Origin of the sequence: Frankia sp. AiPs1 (assembly GCF_023716945.1) — a bacterium.
Lineage (GTDB): Bacteria > Actinomycetota > Actinomycetes > Frankiales > Frankiaceae > Frankia.
On record NZ_JAMQQF010000434.1, the window covers coordinates 1 to 5,234 of the forward strand.

The window sequence follows — 5,234 nt, forward strand, 5'->3', positions numbered from 1 at the left end:
CGTCGAGGGGCTGGCCCGGCTCACCGCCCAACGCGCGCACCTGGCCAGCAGCTACGGCCTGTCCGGCAGCCTGATCGGCCCGGCCATCGGCGCGCCCGGCCGCCAGGAGCTGGCCTCACTGCTCGACGCCGGGGGGCCGATCCCCGCCGAGCTGACCCCGCCCACGGTCGCCGCGGAGCTCGCCCGGGCCATCCCCCCGCGGTCCCAGCGCGGGCTGACCATCTTCTTCACGGGGCTGTCCGGTTCCGGCAAGTCAACCCTGGCCGGGCTGCTGGTCTGTCGGCTGCTCGAGCAGGGCGGACGGCGGATCACCCTGCTCGACGGGGACGTCGTGCGCACCCATCTGTCCGAGGGCCTGGGCTTCTCCCGCGCCGACCGGGACACCAACGTGCGCCGGATCGGGTTCGTCGCCGCGCAGGTGGCCGGGGCGGGCGGCACCGCGGTCTGCGCGCCGATCGCGCCCTACGCGGAGGTTCGCGCGCAGGTCCGTGAGATGGTCCACGCGGCCGGCGGCGGCTTCGTCCTGGTCCACGTCTCGACGCCGCTCGAGGTCTGCGAGGCGCGCGACCGCAAGGGCCTCTACGCCAAGGCCCGTGCCGGTGTGATCCCCGCTTTCACCGGGGTGTCGGACCCGTACGAGCAACCCGCCGACGCCGACGTCACAGCGGACACGGCGAAACTCTCCGGGGACGAGGCCGTCGACCGCATCCTCGATCACCTGCGCGTCGCCGGCTGGCTCGCCCCCGCGTAGGGCAGCGACTCGCTCGTTCCATGCCGGCCCGCAGACGAGGAGGTCCAAACCAGGGCGGGCCGGTTGCGGCGCGTTCTGTACGGTCTGAGCCCGCAGACCGCTCACCGCACCGCACTCGGCTTCCCACCCCGACTGTCACCGGTGACGCTCGCGGTCCAGGGACGAAAGGATCACCAGGCCGGCGACACCGCCCGACCGACCTGCTGCTCAGTAGACCGACCTGCTGCTCAGTAGGCGCCTTCGCGGCGCAGGACGGCGAAGACGGTGCGCCAGAGGATGACGAAGTCCATCGCCAGCGACCAGTTCTCCACGTAGCGCAGGTCGAGGCGGACCGACTCGTCCCACTCCAGGTCCGAGCGTCCGCTGATCTGCCACAAGCCGGTCAGGCCGGGCTTCACCATCAACCGGCGGTGCACGTCGTCCTCGTAGCGGGCGACCTCCGAGGGCAGCGGCGGGCGCGGCCCGACCAGCGACATGCTGCCGTTGAGCACATTGATCAACTGTGGCAGCTCGTCGAGCGACCACTTGCGCAGGAACTTCCCGACGCGGGTGATCCTGGGGTCGTCGCGCATCTTGAACAGCAGGCCCTCGGCCCGCTCGTTGCGCGACTCCAGCTCGGCCTTGCGTGCCTCCGCGTCCACGTACATGGACCGGAACTTGAACATCGTGAAGTGCTCGCCGCTCCGGCCGACCCGGGTCTGCTTGAACAGCGCCGGGCCGCGGCTGGTCAGCCGGACCGCGATCCCGAGGCCGACCAGGACTGGCAGGAACAGCAGGATCACCATGCCGGCGACGCAGCGGTCGAAAACGCCCTTCATGACTCGGCGGGTACCGGTGAGCTCCGGCTCCTCGATGTGCAGCAGGGGCAGCCCGGCCACCGGACGGATCGAGATCCGCGGGCCGGTCACGTCGGTCAGCGCCGAGGAGACCAGCACGTCGACGTCGCTGCCCTCAAGCGTCCACAGCACCCGGCGCAGGGTCTCGCCGTCCATCTGCGGGCAGATCGCGACGGTGGTGGCGTGGGTGGCCGTGATCGCGGTGTGCAGGGTCTCCGAGGTGCCCACGATCGGCACCCCGAGCAGATCGAACCCGCTGCGTTCCGGCCGGTCGTGGCTGTGTCGGCCCGGTGAGCGGTCGAGCACGACGCCGACCACGGACCAGCCCGACGTCGGGTCCCGCTGGGCGAGACGGACCAGCGTGGCGGCGGACTCACCGGCACCGACCACGAGGACCCGGTGCAGGCAGCGCCCGGCGCGGCGCATCCGGTGCAGGATGCCGCGCCCGATGACCCGGCCGGCCACCGACAGCAGGGTCGCCGCGGGGAACGCGATGAGGACGTAGCTGCGGGCGATCTCGGCCTTGGTCGCATACGAGATGATGGCGAGCGCCGCCGTGAACCTGGCCGCGGCGTTGACCACCCGGCGGAACTCCTCCGACCCGCCGCCGAGGAACCTGGTCTCGTAGGCCCGGTTCAGCGACATGGCCAGCACCCACGCCACCGGCAGCAGCACCGTCATGAGGATGTACGGCTTGATCGACACCGGCTTGGTCTCGAAGTCGACGAGGTCGCCGAACCGCACGAAGAACGCCAGCCCCGCGGCGACCACGCAGGCCGCCGCGTCGAACAGGATCAGCAGCCGCACGTAGCGGCGCTCCCAGGTGACCTGCGCCCGGTAGGCGACGTTCTCGAGCGCCGCGACCGAGTGTGCGCGGGCGACGCTGTGACGGCCGCCGGTCCCGGTCCAGCCGGGCTGCCCGCCCGGGGCCGGGCCGGCGGGGCCCGATGGTCCGGTGGGGGCCGACGGTCCGACGGGGCCCGACGGTCCGGTAGCTCCGGGCCGGGTCTGCGGCGGGTAGGGCGCGGGGCCGGGCCGGGATCGCTGGACGAAGTTCGACCCGGCGGAGGCGCGGGCGTCCCCCGACATCGTCTCCGTCACGCGTGGCCCTCTCCAGGAGCGTGACCCGCGGGACGACGCCGCCCGCCCGATCCGCCACGGGGATGTGGCCCGCGGGAGCGCCGCACCATTGGCTCCACTGCGGCAAATGCCCGAGTTGTACGAATCGTTCGATCTGTACGGATCGTCAGTCCTGGTCGGATTGCGCCGGTCATGAAGATGCCCCGCACTGCGCCGATCGTCGACCGCTCCATGGTCGCCGCAACGCGTCGAACCTCGGACGTGATCCGGTTCCACCCCATCCTGTTGCGGTTCGCGGTATGCCTCGCTTGGACGGCCGAGAGCTCAACCATCGGTGATGCATCGACCGAACCTCCAGCGATCTTCCCCCGCCACTGACTGTGGGCCACCGCGGACGGCGGGCCGGCTGTTCGCGCACTGCCCGGCGTTGCGCCGGGGTGCACACCGGAACGAACCGGACCGCTGACCACCGACGCGGCCGGCACTCCTGGTCACGAGCAACGTTACCGGCTCTCCTCAGCCGATCTACCGGGGGCCCGCGGAGCAGGTGCGGGGTGGCGCCGTGACCGCCGACTGTTGCGGCGGCGTCATCCGTCCGTTTGTGGCGACTCAAGGTAGCAGAGATGACGTCGATCGCCGGTAACCCGCCGTAGCGAAATTCCCGCGTTCAATCGTGGATACCGATATTCCGGACAGCACCCACCGGCCGCACGCTGCGTATACAAGAGGCGGCTGGACTGCTACTGTGCGTCATGGCTCTTCGGCTCCGGCCGGGGAGCTGTCGGCTGCCCGGCCCGTACGGGCGCCGTCGGGGTGGGAACTGTGCGGTCCGGCTCGCGCCTACGCGACGCCGGAGGGCACGGATACGGGACGGTCGGCGCCTGCCGGACGGGTGGGGGCGCCCAGGCAGGCGCCGGCTGCGGGTGTCAGTCGGCCGCCGGCGCACGCCGCGACCGGACATGGCGGCGGGGCCGCGACCGGACATGGCGGCGGGGCCGCGACCGGGCCCCGTGACGGGACCACACGGCACGACCCCGCGTGACCATCCAACCGAGCCATGCCGGCGCGCCCCCGCAGCACTGTGGCGGGGGGACGCCGTGCAGGCACAGCGCGCCGCTACCGGTCAGGGCAGGGCGGCGACGATGTCGGCGAGCGACTTGCGGGCGCCGCTGTAGAACGGGGTCTCCAGCCGGGTGTGCCGACGGGTTGCGCTCCCCCGCAGATGGCGGACGCAGTCGACGATGCGGTGCAGATCGTCAGCCTCGAACGCAAGCAGCCACTCGTAGTCGCCCAGGCCGAACGCGGCGACCGTGTTGGCCCGGACGTCCTCGAACTCGCGGCCCATGATCCCGTGCTCGGCGAGCAGTCCGCGTCGCTCGTAGTCCGGCAGCAGGTACCACTCAAGAGACCGGTTGAACGGATACACGCAGATGTACCCGCGTGGGTCCTCCCGGCGGACGAACGCCGGGATGTGGTTGCGGTTGAACTCCGCCGGGCGGTGCAGCCCGATCGCCGACCACACGGGCCGCAGGTGGCCGCCCAGCGTCGTCTGGCGGAACCGCTGGTAGGTCTCCTGCAGCAGGTCGGGATCCGGGCTGGTCCACCAGACCATCAGGTCGGCGTCGGCCCGGTAGCCCGAGATCTCGTACGTCCCACGGGTGTAGACGTCCTTCGCCAGGGCCCCTTCGAGCAGGGCGTCGGCCTCGTCGATCAGGGGAGTTCGATCGGCGGGCAGCGGGCGGTCGGTGGCGAAGACCGACCACCCGGTGTAGAGGAGCTCGGCGTTGAGCTCCTGAACGGACTTCGTGGACTCCGGCATACCCGTCTCCTCCATCACCCCGCGCCGACCGGACCGGCCGGTGCGGGTCGTTCCTCAGACTCCCGGGCCCAGCGGGCCCACCGGCCCCACCGGATCGGCCGGACCCACCGGATCGGCCGGACTACCCTGATCAGCCGGACTATCCTGATCGGCCGGACTGCCCTGAGTCGTCCGGGCTGCGCGCAGCACCGCGGCGGCGGCGGCCTCCCCGGAGCGGATGCAGGCCGGGATGCCGACGCCGTCGTAGCCGGCGCCGGCGAGCGCGAGCCCCGCGGGCAGCGCCCGGCGCACGCTGGCGATCCGGTTCAGGTGGCCCGGGAGGTACTGCGGCAGCGCGCCGCCCCACCGGCTCACCCTCGTCGCGATGGGGCGCGCCGTCAGCCCGGTGATCTGGGCGATCTCCGCCGCAGCCACACCGGCGAGCTCGGTGTCGCCGCGCTGCAGGTCGTGCTCGGCGCCGGCGCGCCCGATGCTGGCCCGGACCACCGTGAACCGGCCGGCGCGGACGTGCGGCCACTTCGTGGTCAGGAAGGTGGCGGCCTTCACCGACGTACCCGCCCGCGCCGGCACCAGGAAGCCGCTGCCCGGCGGGGGGGTGATGTCCTGGTAGACCAGCGTGACCAGGCCGACCGAGGCGTAGGGAACGCCCGCGAGTGGGGCCGCCGCGTGCGGGGCCAGCGGGCTCAGCAGCGCCCGCGCGACCCCGGCGGGCACGGCCAGGATCACCGCGTCGGCCGTCAGCGGTTCG

The 5,234-nt window shown here is 72.5% G+C and carries 4 protein-coding genes; 1 reads left to right on the top strand and 3 read right to left on the bottom strand.

Annotation, left to right across the window (positions count from 1 at the left end):
• The coding region (gene cysC / locus ND748_RS24650) for an adenylyl-sulfate kinase (protein ID WP_251748363.1) at positions 1-751 on the top strand (751 nt) is incomplete at its 5' end.
• Positions 752-978: 227 nt separating this feature from the next.
• Here the strand turns inward: cysC and ND748_RS24655 are convergent.
• The 3 genes from ND748_RS24655 to ND748_RS24665 form a co-directional block, all read right to left on the bottom strand.
• Positions 979-2,688 (bottom strand): exopolysaccharide biosynthesis polyprenyl glycosylphosphotransferase, encoded by a 1,710-nt coding sequence (locus tag ND748_RS24655; protein WP_251748365.1) that lies wholly within the window; start codon positions 2,686-2,688, stop codon positions 979-981.
• Between the two features lie 1,102 nt (positions 2,689-3,790).
• Positions 3,791-4,486: a hydrogen peroxide-dependent heme synthase gene (gene hemQ, locus ND748_RS24660; RefSeq protein WP_251748366.1), complete on the bottom strand. Its 696-nt coding sequence runs from the start codon at positions 4,484-4,486 to the stop codon at positions 3,791-3,793.
• 54 nt (positions 4,487-4,540) lie between these two features.
• Positions 4,541-5,234: NAD(P)/FAD-dependent oxidoreductase (locus ND748_RS24665; protein ID WP_251748367.1), on the bottom strand; the 694-nt coding region annotated here is incomplete at its 5' end.